The 14269-nt window shown below is 60.6% G+C and carries 7 protein-coding genes; 5 read left to right on the forward strand and 2 right to left on the reverse strand.

Annotation, left to right across the window (positions count from 1 at the left end; translation table 11 throughout):
* Positions 1-33: 33 nt before the first annotated feature.
* Complete coding sequence (glnE, locus tag AB4N33_RS19545) at positions 34-2973, reverse strand: bifunctional [glutamate--ammonia ligase]-adenylyl-L-tyrosine phosphorylase/[glutamate--ammonia-ligase] adenylyltransferase (protein ID WP_476458053.1); 2940 nt, start codon at positions 2971-2973, stop codon at positions 34-36.
* 384 nt (positions 2974-3357) lie between these two features.
* On the opposite strand from glnE, the gene aceE reads away from it, so the two are divergent.
* The 5 genes from aceE to msrA all read left to right on the forward strand — a co-directional run bounded on the left by aceE (position 3358) and on the right by msrA (position 13232).
* The gene (gene aceE / locus AB4N33_RS19550) at positions 3358-6003 is read left to right on the forward strand and encodes a pyruvate dehydrogenase (acetyl-transferring), homodimeric type (protein ID WP_476458054.1); all 2646 of its coding nucleotides are present in this window, start codon (positions 3358-3360) and stop codon (positions 6001-6003) included.
* 11 nt (positions 6004-6014) lie between these two features.
* Entirely contained in the window at positions 6015-7973 is a 1959-nt protein-coding gene (aceF, locus tag AB4N33_RS19555) for a dihydrolipoyllysine-residue acetyltransferase (RefSeq protein WP_476458055.1), read from the forward strand.
* Between the two features lie 261 nt (positions 7974-8234).
* Positions 8235-9629, forward strand: a complete 1395-nt coding sequence (locus AB4N33_RS19560) for an alkaline phosphatase D family protein (RefSeq protein ID WP_476458837.1) — start codon at positions 8235-8237, stop codon at positions 9627-9629.
* Positions 9630-9820: 191 nt separating this feature from the next.
* Positions 9821-12514 carry a sensor domain-containing phosphodiesterase gene (locus tag AB4N33_RS19565; RefSeq protein ID WP_460118715.1) on the forward strand — a complete coding sequence of 898 codons (2694 nt, stop codon included), beginning with the start codon at positions 9821-9823 and terminating at the stop codon, positions 12512-12514.
* A gap of 70 nt (positions 12515-12584) precedes the next feature.
* Positions 12585-13232: a peptide-methionine (S)-S-oxide reductase MsrA gene (msrA, locus tag AB4N33_RS19570; protein WP_460126837.1), complete on the forward strand. Its 648-nt coding sequence runs from the start codon at positions 12585-12587 to the stop codon at positions 13230-13232.
* A gap of 82 nt (positions 13233-13314) precedes the next feature.
* Here msrA and AB4N33_RS19575 read toward each other — a convergent pair whose 3' ends face one another.
* Complete coding sequence (locus tag AB4N33_RS19575) at positions 13315-14151, reverse strand: 23S rRNA (adenine(2030)-N(6))-methyltransferase RlmJ (protein WP_460118717.1); 837 nt, start codon at positions 14149-14151, stop codon at positions 13315-13317.
* Positions 14152-14269 lie beyond the last annotated feature (118 nt).

The following is a 14269-nucleotide window of genomic DNA, read 5'->3' on the forward strand; positions in this document are numbered from 1 at the left end:
AAGCTCGCGCCTACAGTGGCCTGGGCAAGCCCTTCAGGTTAGCCCCATTTCACGCCAGATCCTCATCACCTGTCGCCGTTCGTCCACGAACTGGTCACCGGGTATCACTCCCGGGTCCTTCTGCAAGGCCTGCCGATGCGCGGCGGAACGGTAGGCCTTATAGACCTCGCGCAGAAGGCTGGCGTCTTCGGCAGGCATCAGCCCTTCGTGTTCCAGCTCTTCCAGAATGCGGATGTTGTCCGTCCAGCGCAGCAACGGCGGGTGTGTTTCAGACCACGCCAAGGCGGCGTATTGCACCATAAATTCAATATCGACGATACCTCCGGCGTCCTGCTTGAGATCGAACGGTGCCGTGGCCTCGAAGGCATTCGCCGCGGTGCCGGCCCCGGTGCTCTTGCTGCCAAGGTTGTCACGCATCTTGGCACGCATATCGCTGACCTCCTGGCGCAAGGTCGCCAGGTCCCGGGATTTACCCAAAATAGTCGCACGAACCTGCTCGAACGCCTGACCCACATCCGGACTGCCCACCAGCACCCGCGCTCGCACCAGAGCCTGGTGTTCCCAGGTCCAAGCTTCGTTTTCCTGATACCGGGCAAAGGCCCCCAGCGAACTTACGAGTAGCCCCGATGCCCCGGAGGGCCGCAGGCGCATGTCCACTTCATACAACTGACCGGAGTTGGTCTGGGCCGTGAGCAAGTGAATGATCCGTTGCCCCAGCCGGGTAAAGAATTGCGCACCGTCGATGGATTTGGGGCCGTCGGTTTCCGCCTGCGGGTCGCCGTCATGGATAAACACCAGGTCGAGGTCGGACCCATGCCCCAATTCCAGGCCGCCGACTTTCCCGTAACCAACAATAATGAAGCCCGGATCGCACAACGTCCCGTCGTTGCGCAACGGTGTGCCATATTTGGCCACTGTCTGGCGCCAGGCCAGTGCCAGCACCTGCTCGAGAATGGCCTCGGCCAGCCAGGTCAGGTAATCGCTGACTTTCATCAACGGCAGATGCCCGGCGATTTCAGACGCCGCGACACGCAAGCGGTGCGCCAGTTTGAAATGGCGCAGAGCCTCCATTTGTTGCTCCAGGTCGTCCTCGGGAATGCGTGTCAGGCGCTCGCGCAACTCCGCTGCCAACTCTGGAGCCAAGGGTGGCTTGAACAAGCGGCCTTCGTTGAGCAATTCGTCGAGCAGCAGCGGAAAACGAGTGATCTGCTCGGCAATCCACGGGCTCGCGGCGCACAAGGTCAGCAAACGCCTCAACGCGCCGGGGTTTTCGGTCAACAGCACCAGATACGCTGAACGCCGAGCCACGGCCTCCACCAACGGCAGCACACGCTCAAGCACCAGGTCAGGATTGCTATGCTCGACCGCCTGGGCCAGCAATCGCGGGATGAAGGCATCGAGGCGCTCACGCCCCAAACGCTGCATCGCCCGCAATTGCGGGCTGCTGCGCAGTCCGGCCAGGGCTTTCAGGGCTTTGCCGGCATCGGTGAAACCGCCGTCTTCCAGCTGACGGCAGGCCGCTTCTTCGTCCTGGACGTCCTCCCACAGCGGCAGCCACTCGCCACCGACCACCACTTCGCTTTCGGCGCCGGCTTCTTCGTCGGGGTCCGCGATCACCTGGCCGAAGTGCCAGGCCACACGACCGCGCCAGTACATTAATTGTTGATGAAAGGTGTCCCAGCCATCGAAACCCAACATAAATGCAATGCGCGCCTGATCCTGGGCGGTGTCTGGCAGCATCTGGGTCTGGCGATCGGCAATCGCCTGGATTGCGTGCTCGGTGTAACGCAGGAACTCGTAACCTTCGCGCAGCTCGTTGACCACCGCTGGCGGCAGGTAACCCTGGCCTTCGAGCGTGCTAAGCACCTTTAATAGAGGACGTTGTTGCAGGCTCAGGTCGCGACCGCCATGGATCAATTGAAACGCCTGGGCGATGAATTCCACTTCGCGAATGCCGCCAGAGCCGAGTTTGATGTTGTCGGCCATGCCCTTGCGCCGCACTTCCTGCTGAATCAGCTGCTTCATGGTACGCAGCGCTTCGATGGCGGAGAAATCCAGATAACGCCGGTAAACGAACGGACGCAGCATTTCCTGCAACTGCGCACCGGCTGCCTGATCACCCGCCACCACGCGCGACTTGATCATTGCGTAGCGTTCCCAATCCCGCCCCTGATCCTGGTAATACTGCTCCAGCGCATTGAAGCTGAGCACCAGCGCGCCCGACGAACCGTAAGGTCGCAGGCGCATGTCGACACGGAATACAAAACCGTCGACGGTCATCGGGTCCAGCGCCTTGATCAGGCGCTGCCCCAGACGGATGAAGAACTCCTGATTATCCAGCGAGCGCTTCACCCCGACGGTTTCGCCGCCTTCCGGGTAGGCAAAGATCAGGTCGATGTCCGAGGACAGGTTCAATTCGACCGCGCCGAGTTTGCCCATGCCAAGAATCACCATCTGCTGCGGCTCGCCGCTGCGCCTGCCGGTAGGCACGCCGAACTGCTCGCAATGACGTTTGTACAACCACTGATAGGCCTGGTCGATGCTGGCATCGGCCATGTCCGAGAGGTCGCGGCAGGTCTGGACCAGGTCGGCCTGGCGGGTCAGGTCGCGCCAGATGATGCGCACCTGGTGGCGGGCACGCTGGCGACGCAAGGCGCGACCAAGTTCGTCCTCGGTCTGTGCCTCGTTCACCGCTGCCGCAATCTGCGCGCACAACTCGCCGGGGGCAAAGGCACGATCCAGTTCCCCGGACTGCACCAGGGTCAGCAACATCAAAGGGTCACGAACACTTTGTTCAATGACGAAATCGCTGGCGGCGCTGACGCGGGCCCATTGCGCCCAGCGCTCTGGAGTCCACCCCGAGAACCCGCGGTCATCCTCAAGGGTCAGCACAGCCTCACGGAACGACTGCTCGGCACGGGTGACCAACGGCAGGAGAATGCCAGGAAGTTCGGCAAGCGCAGGCAGGCTCATGGTCTATCCTTGATCGGCGTGTGGAGGGCTGCTTGTAGTGATTTTTCAGTTCGCACTACCTGATCGACTGTCGAACAAAGGTTAGAAATAGCTGAAAATTCTTCATTTTTGGCAGTCAGCATCAAGCTTTTACCTTTTTTGGTTGGCAAAAGACCAACCTTAACGATTATTCTCACAACGCAGCTGGAGGCCACAAGCCGCTCACCTGTAGTTTTACTACTCGTATATACATTCGGATAGCTGAAATGCCCGATGATTTGTAGTAAAACTACACGCCGCCGGAACCTACCTCTCGGCAATCCAAGAATTCATAACGTCTGCCCACAAGGCCAGTCGCTCACTCAGGCAACCGATTCTGGTAGCCTTTCCGCCCTGGAGCAAGCCATGCAAGACCTCGATCCCGTCGAAACCCAGGAATGGCTGGACGCCCTGGAATCGGTTCTCGACAAAGAAGGCGAAGACCGTGCTCACTATCTGATGACCCGTATGGGCGAACTCGCAACCCGCAGCGGTTCGCAATTGCCTTACGCCATCACCACACCATACCGCAACACCATTCCCGTCACCCACGAAGCACGCATGCCTGGCGACCTGTTCATGGAACGCCGCATTCGCTCGCTGGTACGCTGGAACGCGATGGCCATGGTGATGCGCACGAACCTGAAGGATTCTGACCTGGGCGGTCACATCTCCAGCTTCGCCTCCAGCGCCACCCTGTACGACATCGGTTTCAACTATTTCTTCCAGGCCCCGACCGACGAGCACGGCGGCGACCTGATCTACTTCCAGGGGCACACCTCGCCAGGCGTTTACGCCCGTGCATTCATGGAAGGCCGCATCAGCGAAGAGCAGATGAACAACTTCCGTCAGGAAGTGGACGGTCAGGGCCTGTCGTCCTACCCACACCCTTGGCTGATGCCTGATTTCTGGCAGTTCCCAACCGTATCCATGGGTCTGGGCCCGATCCAGGCGATCTACCAGGCGCGCTTCATGAAGTACCTGGAAGCCCGTGGTTTCATTCCCGAAGGCAAGCAGAAAGTCTGGTGTTTCCTGGGCGATGGCGAGTGCGACGAGCCGGAATCCCTGGGCGCAATCTCGCTGGCTGGCCGCGAGAAACTCGACAACCTGATCTTCGTCATCAACTGCAACCTGCAGCGCCTCGACGGCCCGGTTCGCGGTAACGGCAAAATCATCCAGGAACTCGAAGGCGTGTTCCGTGGTGCTCAGTGGAACGTGTCCAAAGTCATCTGGGGCCGTTTCTGGGACCCACTGCTGGCCAAGGACGTCGACGGCATCCTGCAACGCCGCATGGACGAAGTCATCGACGGCGAATACCAGAACTACAAAGCCAAGGACGGCGCGTTCGTGCGTGAGCACTTCTTCAACTCGCCAGAACTCAAGGCGATGGTTGCAGATCTGTCCGACGACGAGATCTGGAAACTCAACCGTGGCGGTCACGACCCGTACAAGGTCTATGCCGCGTACCACCAGGCGGTCAACCACAAGGACCAGCCTACCGTCATCCTGGCCAAGACCATCAAGGGTTATGGCACCGGTGCCGGCGAAGCGAAAAACACCGCGCACAACACCAAGAAGGTCGACGTCGACAGCCTGAAGTTGTTCCGCGACCGCTTCGACATTCCGGTCAAGGACGAAGAGCTGGAAAACCTGCCGTTCTTCAAGCCGGAGCCGAACAGCGCCGAAGCCCGCTATCTGAGCGAGCGCCGCGCGGCATTGGGCGGTTTCGTGCCACAGCGTCGTGCGCAGAGCTTCAGCGTGCCGACCCCATCGCTCGACACCCTCAAGGCCATCCTCGACGGCTCGGGCGACCGTGAAATTTCCACCACCATGGCCTTCGTGCGCATCCTCGCGCAACTGGTCAAGGACAAGGAAATCGGCCCGCGCATCGTCCCGATCATCCCGGACGAAGCCCGTACCTTTGGTATGGAAGGCATGTTCCGTCAGTTGGGCATCTACTCGTCCGTCGGCCAGCTCTACGAGCCAGTCGATAAAGACCAGGTGATGTTCTACAAGGAAGACAAGAAGGGCCAGATCCTCGAAGAAGGCATCAACGAAGCGGGCGCCATGAGCTCCTTCATCGCGGCCGGTACTTCGTACTCCAGCCACAACCAGCCAATGCTGCCGTTCTACATCTTCTACTCGATGTTCGGCTTCCAGCGTATCGGCGACCTAGCCTGGGCCGCTGGCGACAGCCGCACCCGTGGCTTCCTGATCGGCGGCACCGCCGGCCGTACCACCCTCAACGGTGAAGGCCTGCAGCACGAAGACGGTCATAGCCACCTGCTGGCTGCCACCATCCCGAACTGCCGCACCTACGATCCAACCTACGGCTACGAGCTGGCGGTGATCATCCAGGACGGCATGAAGAAGATGACCGAAGAGCAACAGGACGTCTTCTACTACATCACCGTGATGAACGAGTCCTACCAGCAGCCCGCCATGCCGGCCGGTGCCGAGGAAGGCATCAAGAAAGGCATGTACCTGCTCGAGGAAGACACTCGCGACGCGGCGCATCACGTCCAGCTGATGGGCTCCGGCACCATCCTGCGTGAAGTCCGCGAAGCGGCGAAGATCCTGCGTGAAGAATTCAACGTCGGTGCCGACGTGTGGAGCGTCACCAGCTTCAACGAACTGCGTCGTGATGGCCTGGCCGTCGAGCGCACCAACCGCCTGCACCCGGGCCAGAAGCCTAAGCGCAGCTACGTTGAAGAGTGCCTGACTGGCCGTAAAGGCCCGGTCATCGCTTCGACCGACTACATGAAACTGTTCGCCGAGCAGATCCGTCAGTGGGTACCATCCAAGGAATTCAAAGTCCTGGGCACCGACGGTTTCGGCCGCAGCGACAGCCGCAAGAAACTGCGTCATTTCTTCGAAGTCGACCGTCATTTCGTGGTGTTGGCAGCCCTTGAAGCACTGGCTGACCGTGGCGATATCGAACCCAAGGTGGTGTCTGAAGCCATCGCCAAGTTCGGGATCGACCCGGAAAAACGCAACCCACTGGACTGCTGAGGAGAGATTCCGTGAGCGAACTCATTCGCGTACCTGACATCGGCAGCGGTGAAGGTGAAGTAATTGAACTGTTTGTGAAAGTCGGCGACCGTATCGAAGCCGACCAGAGCATCCTGACACTGGAATCGGACAAGGCGAGCATGGAAGTGCCTGCGCCGAAGGCCGGTATCGTCAAGAGCCTGAAAGTGAAGCTGGGCGATCGCCTGAAAGAAGGCGACGAACTGCTTGAGCTGGAAGTCGAAGGTGCCGCTGCTGCGGCCCCTGCGCCTGCCGCTGCTCCTGCGGAAAAAGCAGCGCCTGCTGCCGCCCCTGCCCCTGCTGCCGCGCCAGTTGCTGCCCCGGCTGCCGCTTCGGTTCAGCAAGTGCACGTGCCGGACATCGGTTCGGCGGGCAAGGCTCAGATCATTGAAATCCAGGTCAAGGTGGGCGACACCGTCGAAGCTGACCAGTCGCTGATCACCCTGGAATCCGACAAGGCCAGCATGGAAATCCCATCGCCTGCCGCTGGCGTGATCAAGGCCATCAGCGTCAAGCTCAACGACGAAGTTGGCACTGGCGACCTGATTCTGGATCTGGAAGTGGCGGGTGCTGCGGCGCCGGCTGCCGCGCCAACCCAGGCGGCTGCTCCGGCCGCTGCTGCGCCAGCCCCTGCTGCTGCTGCGGCACCAGCCGCACCCGCTGGAGACAGCGTCCAGGATATTCACGTTCCGGACATCGGTTCGGCGGGCAAGGCCAAGATCATCGAAGTGCTGGTCAAGGCCGGCGACAGCGTCGAAGCTGACCAATCGCTGATCACCCTGGAATCCGACAAGGCCAGCATGGAAATTCCATCGCCTGCCGCTGGCGTGGTGGAAAGCGTTTCGGTCAAGCTCGATGACGAAGTCGGCACCGGCGACCTGATCCTCAAGCTCAAGGTCAAAGGCGCCGCGCCTGCGGCTGCACAGGCTCCGGCCGCTGCGGCTCCGAGCGCGCCTGCACCTGCCGCTGCTGCGCCTGCTGCCTCCGCTCCTGCGGCTGCCGCACCGGCCGCCGCTCCAGCGAAGCCGGGCGCCAAGGTTCACGCCGGCCCAGCCGTGCGTCAACTGGCTCGCGAGTTCGGTGTAGAGCTGAGCGCTGTTGGCGCCAGCGGCCCGCACGGTCGCATCCTCAAGGAAGACGTGCAGGCTTACGTCAAGACGATGATGCAAAAGGCCAAGGAAGCACCGGCTGCTGCTGCCGGCGCTACCGGTGGTGCGGGCATTCCGCCGATTCCGGCCGTGGACTTCAGCCGCTTCGGCGAAACCGAAGAAGTGCCGATGACCCGCCTGATGCAGATCGGCGCGTCGAGCCTGCATCGCAGCTGGCTGAACATCCCGCACGTGACTCAGTTCGATTCGGCTGATATCACCGAGCTGGAAGCCTTCCGCGTCGCACAGAAAGCGGTTGCCGAGAAGGCTGGCGTCAAGCTGACCATCCTGCCACTGCTGCTCAAGTCCTGCGCGCACCTGCTCAAGGAATTGCCGGACTTCAACAGTTCGCTGGCTCCAAGCGGCAAGGCTGTGATCCGCAAGAAGTACGTGAACATCGGCTTCGCCGTCGACACCCCTGAAGGCCTGCTGGTACCGGTCATCAAGAACGTCGACCAGAAAAGCCTGCTGCAACTGGCAGCCGAAGCCGCTGCGCTGGCCGCCAAGGCTCGCGACAAGAAGCTCACCGCTGACGACATGCAAGGCGCCTGCTTCACCATTTCCAGCCTCGGCCACATTGGCGGCACCGGCTTCACGCCGATCGTCAACGCGCCGGAAGTGGCGATCCTTGGTGTTTCCAAGGCCACCATCCAGCCAGTCTGGGACGATAAGGCCTTCCAGCCGAAGCTGATGCTGCCGCTATCGCTGTCCTACGATCACCGCGTGATCAACGGCGCCGCTGCGGCTCGCTTCACCAAGCGCCTCAGCGACCTGCTGGCGGACATCCGCACTATCCTGCTGTAACACCGGCCGGCCCTCCTTCACCGGAGGGCCTGTCGCGTCGCTGCTTTTCGAGCGCCACGCTCGTACCTCAACCCCGTCAATTTGGCGGGGCTTTTTTTGCCCTGATTTTATTGGCAGATGCCCTCTTCCCTTGTCCGACAGATCGGACTTACAAATCCCACACCCTCCGTCCACTTCACCCCGATTTTTTTTGCGAGGCAATCTCTAGGCTGGGCCAACAAACCTTTGGCTCAACGAGTACTGCGTCGAATGAATTCCTATCTGCACAAACCTACCGTCGGCCCGATCATTGGACACACTACGTCGTCTCACACCCGAATATTCCTACGGGGCAAATCGCAAAAAGGAGCCCTCGTATTCGCCGGCCTACGCTATCGACGCAGGGGCGAGACTCATTGGTCCCGCGGGGTTTTCAGCCAACTGACAGAGCAACGCGACATGTGCGAGGTCATTGCCCTGAACCAGCTCGCCGCCGATACCGAATACGAGTACCAGGCGGGCTGGTTCAGCCCGATGAGCCCTCTGCATACCGTGGAGTCGATCCAGGAGCTGGCGCTGCAATGGCCTGGGGACATCTATCGTTTCAGCACGCCGTCAGACAGCGCGACGGCGCCGAGGGGATACATCGTCGGCTCGTGTCGATACCTGCGCATGACCGCTGGACTGGCTTCGCTGCCACATCTGGGCGATCGCATCTTTGCCTCGATCAACCACTTGGCGCAGCATCGCGCGGCGCCGATCAACGCGATGGTAATGACCGGCGACCAGGTCTACATCGACGACTTGAACCTCATTGCGCCTGACCGCGATTACGGGGAAATCCTGAAAAAGTACCGCACGGCCTTTTCGCAACCGCACATAGCGAGACTGATGTCCGGTATCCCGACGTACATGATCCTCGACGACCACGAAATCGAGGACAACTGGCCGGCCAACAAAAACCGGGGCGACGATCATTTATACGACAATGCCATCGCCGCGTACGAGCTGTACCAGGCCAGCCACAGCCCCGCCCATGAGCTGCACGACGATGGGACAATCAATCGTCACCTCAGCCGCTACTGGTACCAGTTTACCCATGGTGATATCGAATGGTTTGTCACCGATAGCCGCACACGGCGCAATCTGTCCGCCGACAATCGGCGCATTCTCGACGAAGAGCAGGAGCAGGCCTTGTGCACCTGGCTGGTTCACAGCCCGGCACGCGTCAAGTTCGTGGTCACCAGCGTGGTGTTGTACCCCGACCGCAGACGGTTCGCCACGGATGCCTGGCAAGCCTTTCCGGAGCAACGATTACGATTGCTGGAAACGATTCGTACACACCGGATCAAAAATGTCTTCTTCGTTTGCGGCGATGTCCACGGCTCCCTGACCAACCGGCTGACCCACAGCGAAGACCCGGACTTCGAAGTGCACACCATCGTCTCCTCACCGCTGTGCAACAGCATGCTGTTGCCCTATGCCCGAACTTGTACCTTCGTATTCGACGAACCGCTGGCCAGGACAGACGCAGGCGAGTACCGGCATCAACTGACCAGCCCAGTGATCAGCCAGGACAACTTTGCCCATCTGCGGGTGGAGTCCCGGCACCTTCAGGTGACTTATCACAACCGGTGTGGCGGGCCTCTGCAAACGCTGAAAATCAGGTTGCGTTAACCTCGCAGGGGCTGAATCCGGCAGTTTTCGCCACGAACTGAAGAATTCTTCCTGCCTGCCGACATATTCTTATAGCACTTGGCCTTCATGTCTCTTGTCAGTCGGTGTCGCAATGATGCAACCTTGCTGCAGGCAACAGTAAAGAGGGCGAGAGCCCGGCGCGTTCAGCACAATCGAAGCGAGTTCCTTCCATGAAAAGCCAACCCGATGCCGCCAGCCGTATGGTGGCCGAGGTAGTGACGCAACTGCCGGTGCCTTCGCGCCTCGGCATGCTGCGTTTCGAACGGCTGAACGAACCGAGCTGGGCCCTGTTGTTTCTCGATCCCAATTGCGAGCGACAGTTCGGCCTCCCGGCGGTGGAGCTGTGCGCGCTCGTCGGCTCGCCCTACGCCAGCTTGATGGAGCCCGAAGCACGCTATCATCTGCATGACACCATCCAGCAGCAACTGACCAGTAACGCCCACTACCTGGTCCGGTACACCCTGCACACCGCTGCGGGCACCCTGAGCCTGCTGGAGCTGGGCGAAGCCTACAAACAACACAACAGACATTTGCTGCGTGGCTACCTGATGGTGGTCGACGGCGTTTTCGAAGGTGAACCACTGCTGCCGGCACTGGATCTCGAAACCCGCAACACCCGGCTGCAAATCGCCCTGGAACTCAATCAACGCGCCCAGCAGGAACAACTCCTGCATCTGGACCGGGTACGCGCCCAGCAAGACCTGATCCTGCTGCTGACGCGCCAGCGCTATAGCACTGGCAACTCCGTGCAAGAAGCGGCCGAGCTGATCACCCGCAGCGCCTGTGACATTTACCAGATCGATTGCGCCAGCCTGTGGAACCTGGAAGGCTCGCTGCTGGTACCGATTTCGGCGTATCACCGCTGCACCCAGACTTATGAGTTGCCTGACGCCATCGACATCAGTGGCTTCCCCGATTACATGGATGCGCTGCACGGCAGCCGGGCGATCGATGCGCATAACGCCATCCGCGACCCACGCACCCGGGAAATGGCCGAGGCCCTGCGCGCTCGTAACGTCAACGCGATGCTCGACGCCAGCATCCGCATCGACGGCCAGGTGGTCGGCGTGCTCTGCCTGGAGCAATCAGGTGAAACCCGCGACTGGCAGTCCGACGAGATTGCGTTTGCCGGCGAACTGGCTGATCAGTTCGCCCAAGTGATCAACAACCACAATCGGCGCACCGCCACCAGCGCACTGCACTTGTTCCAGCGCGCGGTCGAACAGAGTGCCAACGCCTTTCTGCTGGTCAACTGCGATGGCGTGGTGGAGTACGTCAACCCCAGCTTCACCGCCATCACCCAGTACAGCACCGAAGAAGTCCACGGCCAGCGGCTGTCGGAGCTGCCGGCCCTGGAAAACCTCAGTGAACTGTTGTTCGATGCGCCGTCTTCACTGGCCAAGAGCAACAGCTGGCAGGGTGAATTCAAAAGTCGCCGGAAAAACCTCGAACCCTACTGGGGCCAGTTGTCGATCTCCAAGGTGTACGGCGACAACCGCGAACTGACGCATTACATCGGCATCTACGAAGACATCACCCAGACCAAGCTCGCCCAGCAGCGCATCGAACGCCTGGCCTACACCGACAACCTGACCAACCTGGGCAATCGGCCGGCCTTCATCCGAAACCTCGATGAACGCTTCGCCCGAGACAGCGATACCCCGATCAGCCTGCTGCTGGTGGACATCGACAACTTCAAGCGAATCAATGACAGCCTGGGCCACCAGACGGGTGACAAGCTGCTGATCAGCCTGGCCCGTCGCCTGCGCAACAGCCTGTCGCCGGGCGGCAGTCTGGCGCGTTTCGCCAGTAACGAATTCGCCGTACTGCTGGACAACACCGACCTCACATCGGGCCAGCAGGTTGCCAATCAACTGTTGGCGACGCTCGACAAACCCATGTTCGTCGACAACCAATTGATCAGCGTCACCGGCTCCGTCGGCCTGGCCTGCGCACCGCTGCACGGACGTGACCCACAGACCCTGATGCGTAACGCCGGCCTCGCGCTTCACAAGGCCAAGGCCAACGGCAAACATCAGGTGCAGGTATTCACCGAAGCGTTGAATGCCGAGGCCAGCTACAAACTGTTCGTCGAGAACAACCTGCGGCGCGCCCTGACCCAGAACGAGCTGGATGTGTTCTACCAGCCCAAGCTGTGCCTGCGCAGCGGTCGGCTGCTGGGCATGGAAGCGCTGCTGCGCTGGAACCATCCGGAAAAAGGCATGATCCGTCCGGACCAGTTCATCAGCGTCGCCGAAGAAACGGGCCTGATTATCCCGATCGGGAAGTGGATCGCCCGCCAGGCCTGCCGCATGAGCAAAGAGTTGACCGCTGCCGGCCTGGGCAATCTGCAGGTGGCGATCAACCTGTCACCCAAGCAGTTCTCCGACCCGGACCTGGTGTCCTCGATCGCCAACATCCTCAAGGAAGAAGCGCTGCCGGCATGCCTGCTGGAGCTGGAACTGACCGAAGGCCTGCTGCTGGAAGCCACCGAAGACACCCACTTGCAGCTCGACCAGCTCAAGCGCCTGGGGCTGACCCTGGCCATGGATGACTTCGGCACCGGATACTCCTCGCTCAGTTACCTGAAAAAATTCCCCATCGACATCATCAAGATCGATCGAAGCTTCATTCACGAAATCCCGGACAACCAGGACGACATGGAAATCACCTCCGCGGTGATTGCCATGGCCCACAACCTTAAACTCAAGGTCGTGGCCGAAGGCATCGAAACAGCCGAGCAACTGACGTTCCTGCGCCGTCACCGTTGTGACGTTGGCCAGGGCTACCTGTTCGACCGACCGATTCCGGGCGCCGAGCTGATCGACAAGCTCAAACGCTATCCGCGTGGCCCAATCGCCTGACAGCGACGCGACTCTCGGGCACACTGGCGGTCTGATTCCTTACATTTCAACCTGACTGAGGGGACTGATGATGGTCTTGCGCTCGGAAATTCTGGTGAACAAAAACGTGCTACCGACTAAAGAACAAGCTCTGCCTGGCCGCGAAACCCCGATGACCTTGCCGGAAAACCATTTCGTTAAAGGCACGCCGCTGCTGGGTCCGTTCTTCGATGACGTGGAATTTGCCATTTTTGGCCTGGGTTGCTTCTGGGGCGCGGAACGCCGGTTCTGGCAGCGCGAAGGTGTGGTCAGCACGGTCGTGGGTTACGCGGGTGGCTTCACGCCGAACCCCACCTACGAGGAAGTGTGCTCGGGCCTGACCGGTCACAGCGAAGTCGTACTGGTGGTCTACGAGCCGCAGAAAGTCAGCTACGACGAGCTGCTGAAGATGTTCTGGGAACTGCACAACCCGACCCAGGGCATGCGCCAGGGCAACGACATCGGCACCCAGTACCGCTCGGTGATCTACGCCACCACCCCGGAACAACTCGCCGCCGCCGAACGCAGCAAAGCGGTGTTCCAGGAGGAACTATCGAAGGCGGGCCAAGGCACGATCACCACCGAAATCGACCAGGCACCGACGGTGTTCTTCGCCGAGGCCTATCACCAGCAGTACCTGGCCAAGAACCCTGAAGGTTACTGCGGGATTGGCGGTACAGGCGTGACCTGCCCGATTTGAAGCAGCTGCAAGCTGCAAGCTTCAAGCGGGCGTTACGCCGACCCGTTCTTACTTGAAGCTTGCAGCTTGAAGCTCGCAGCGGTTACTCGGCAATCAACCAGTCCATCTTCCAGCCGCCCTGGGTCTGCCCCAGTTTCTCGGACAGCCACGGCAGCAGCTCGCGCAGCTCCTCTTCCAGCCCCCAGGGTGGGTTGGCAATCGCCAGCCCGGAACCGTTCAGGCTGTTGGGTGTTTCCAGCGGATGCACCAGCAACTCCACGCGCAGCAACTTGGGTGCGCCCGTCCCGGCCAGGTCCTGGTAGAAACGACGCAACATGCGCTGGTCCTTCACCGGGTACCAGATCGCCGCCACTGTCTGGCGCATCCGGCCAACCGCCTCTTTCAACGAAGCCGCACAGCGCTGCATTTCATCGAGCTGTTCAAACGGTGGATCGATCAACATCACCGCGCGCTTTTCCTGCACCGGCAACATCGCGCGGGCCACGTGCCAGCCCTCGCCCAGGTGCACTTTCACTCGACGGTCGCCAGCCATGTTGTCCTTGAGCAGCACGCCATCTTCGGGATGCTTCTCGTTGAGCATCACCCGGTCCTGCGCTCGCGTCAGGCGTCGCGCCAGCTCCGGTGAACCCGGGTAATAGCGCAGCTGGCCATCCGGGTTCATGTCGTGCAGCACCTTCATGTAATCGGCGGTCGCCGCCGGCAGGTCTGGCTGATCCCACAGTCGCGCGATGCCTTCCAGGTACTCGCCGGTACGGTTCGCCTGATCGCCCTGAAGGTCATACAGACCAATACCGGCGTGCGTATCCAGATAGGCGAATGGCTGCTCCTTGCGCGACATCAAGGCGATGAGGCGGGTCAAGGTCAGGTGTTTGAACACATCGGCGTGATTGCCGGCATGGAAGGCGTGACGATAATTCATGATTGCTCCTGCGAAGGCCCGCAAGTTTACCTTGTACGAAGGTGAACGTCAGGACTTCGCAGCCGAGTGGGCAACCCGAGCATTGTTGACCCTACGCAAAAAAAACGGCCCGCCTCCA

The sequence above is a fragment of the Pseudomonas sp. S1_E05 genome, from assembly GCF_056337105.1.